The organism is Rhodococcus sp. (in: high G+C Gram-positive bacteria) (assembly GCF_049591685.1).
Lineage (GTDB): Bacteria > Actinomycetota > Actinomycetes > Mycobacteriales > Mycobacteriaceae > Rhodococcoides.
In genome coordinates this window covers 1-2,659 of sequence record NZ_JBAWFH010000572.1, presented here as the reverse complement: position 1 = coordinate 2,659, position 2,659 = coordinate 1, and the positions used below count along the sequence as shown (strand labels likewise).

Here is a 2,659-nt window from a genome sequence, read left to right as displayed (position 1 = left end):
GCATCACTGCTCGCGGTCGTTGCTCTCACGGCCCGTCTGCGCGAGGGCTGGGCGTTCGTGTTCACCACCTTCGCCATCATCGCGGTGGTTGTGCTGCTCTTCGGATCGCTGTTCCCCAACGTGATGCCGTCGACCACCGATCCGGCGTTCGACCTGACCATCGAGAACGCCTCGTCGAGTCCGTACACCCTGAAAGTGATGAGCTGGGCTGCTGCGTTCATGGCGCCGGTCGTCATCGGCTACCAGGCGTGGACGTACTGGGTGTTTCGCAAGCGAATCTCCACCTCGCACATCCCTGACTCGATCGGCCTGTCGCGGGGTCGCAGCTCATGACCACTGCCACGGAGCGGTCGAGAAGACCACCGATCGATCCGCGGCTGTGGCGGTACTCCCGCTCCGCGCGGCGCTATCTCGCTCTGACGGTCGCGACGGCACTCGTCGACACCGCAGCAGTCATCGTGTCCGCGGTGATGCTCGGAACCGTGCTCGCGGGCGTCATCACCACGGACGCGCGCACCATCGGCGAATGGGCGCCGCAACTGTGGACGCTGTTCGGCGCCATCGTCGTTCGCACCGCAGCGACATGGGTGCAATCCCGCTACGGCCACCGGGCCGCGTCGTCGGTGGTGGAGGAACTCGAGAACGAAGTGTTGGCCAACGCCGCACGGATGGACCCGCGGTACCTCGACGCCGAACGGGAGTCGGTGGCAACCGTCGTCACTCGGGCGCTCGGCGGACTCGTGCCATACCTGACGGGCTACGTTCCCTCGCTCGTCCTCGCGGGCACCTTGACGCCTGCGACGCTCGTCGTGATCGCCACGCAGGACATGACATCGGCGTTGATCGTGTTCTTCACGCTGCCGCTCATTCCGGTCTTCATGATCCTCATCGGTTTGCTCACGAAGGGCAGGGCCGCAGCCACTCTCGAATCGATGACGGTGCTCTCGGCTCAGCTGCTGGATCTTCTTGCCGGGCTGCCGACGCTGCGCGCGCTCGGTCGCGAACAGGGTCCGGCTGCTCGGGTTCGCGCGCTCGGCGAAGCCCATCGGACTGCGACGATGCGTGCCCTGAAGATCGCATTCCTGTCGTCGATGGTGCTCGAATTGCTCGCGACGCTGTGTGTCGCGCTCGTCGCGGTGAGCATCGGACTGCGACTCGTGTTCGGCGACATGGCACTCGAAGCCGGCATCATCGCGCTCGTGTTGGCGCCGGAAGTGTACGTACCGCTGCGCCGTGTCGGAGCTCAATTTCACGCAGCCGAAGACGGGGTGGCCGCCGCGGACAAGGCCTTCGCAGTATTGGATCGGCGGACGATGCCGACCCCGGGCTCGGCAATGGCGCGGGCCGACAGCGTGCGGATCGAACTGTCTTCGGTGTGCGTCGCCTCTCGAACGGGCTTCGCGCCGTACGGCCTCGACGCATGTTTCGAGCCGGGGACGGTGACGGTTCTCGCCGGCGACAACGGAGCTGGCAAGTCCACGGCACTGACCGTCCTGCTCGGTCTCAGCGTCGCCGACGAGGGAGCCGTCACCATCAACGGAACGGACCTCCGCGCCATCGACACCCGCACTTGGTGGCACCACGTGGCCTGGCTACCGCAACGTCCCGTGCTGCTGCCGGGAACCCTCCACGAAAACCTCGTGCTGACCGGAAGACGCCCCGAACCAGATACCCTCGACCGAGTCTGCGCAGCAACAGGATTCGACGAGGTGCTGCGCGAACTGCCGGACGGCTGGGACACCCGCGTCGGCAGCGGAGGCGTCGGCCTCTCGCTCGGCCAACTGCAACGGCTGGCGCTCACTCGGGTACTCACCTCGTCGGCTCCCGTGGTTCTTCTCGACGAACCGACCGCCCACCTCGACGGCGTCGCCGAACATCGGGTCCTGACGGCTGTCCGCGCACTCGCGGACGCCGGACGCACCGTCGTGGTCGTCGGTCACCGCCCCGCCGTCCTCGCCTGCGCCGACACCGTGATGGAAGTGGCTGCAGTGCGCTGCCGCGCCGGTGTGCCAAAAACGATGGTGGAACAGCACTTTGTGCGCACGGGTGGCGGAGGCGCACATGAGTGATCTCCTGCGTGCTCTGACCCTGCTCGAACTCCGGCCACGCCGAGTCGCGGTCGCCGTCGCCGCTGGAGTAGCAACTCTGGGCAGTGCACTGACGCTTGCAGCCGTGTCGGCATGGCTCATCACCCGGGCGTGGCAGATGCCCCCGGTGCTCGACCTGACGGTTGCCGTCGTGGCCGTCCGTGCACTGGGCATCTCCCGCGGAGTGTTCCGCTACCTCGAACGTCTCGCCACACATGACACCGCACTCCGCGGCATGGCGTCCGCGCGCACCCGGCTCTACGAACGCTTGGCGAACGCCGACAACGCGGCGCCGACCATGCTGCGCCGAGGCGACCTGATGGCCCGTGCAGGCGCCGACGTCGACGCTCTCGGCGACGTCGTCGTGCGTGCCATCGTCCCGATGTGCGTGTCCGCGATCATGATGGTCTCCGCGGTGGCGCTGCTCGCGTTCGTCTCCCCGGCTGCGGCGTCGGTCCTCGCAGTGGCCCTGCTGATCGCCGGTGTGTTGGCGCCGACACTCGGTGCGCGAGCCGCTGCCCGCGCCGAAACCGAGGGAGCCACGGCCCGCGCTGCATTCGTCGAAGCAGCTG

Annotated in this window: 3 protein-coding genes; all 3 read left to right on the top strand. The window is 67.5% G+C overall.

Translation table 11 applies throughout. The features are described 5' to 3' along the window. Positions 1–333: cytochrome d ubiquinol oxidase subunit II (locus WBQ44_RS23585; protein WP_495569078.1), on the top strand; the 333-nt coding region annotated here is incomplete at its 5' end. Then, positions 330–2,069 (top strand): thiol reductant ABC exporter subunit CydD, encoded by a 1,740-nt coding sequence (cydD, locus tag WBQ44_RS23580; protein ID WP_495569077.1) that lies wholly within the window; start codon positions 330–332, stop codon positions 2,067–2,069. The genes WBQ44_RS23585 and cydD, both read left to right, overlap by 4 nt. Beyond that, positions 2,062–2,659: ABC transporter transmembrane domain-containing protein (locus WBQ44_RS23575; RefSeq protein WP_495569076.1), on the top strand; the 598-nt coding region annotated here is incomplete at its 3' end. The genes cydD and WBQ44_RS23575, both read left to right, overlap by 8 nt.

Excerpts from the sequence above, each read along its gene's own strand:
- cydD (WP_495569077.1), top strand. The coding sequence starts at position 330 with ATGACCACTGCCACGGAGCGGTCGAGAAGACCACCGATCGATCCGCGG.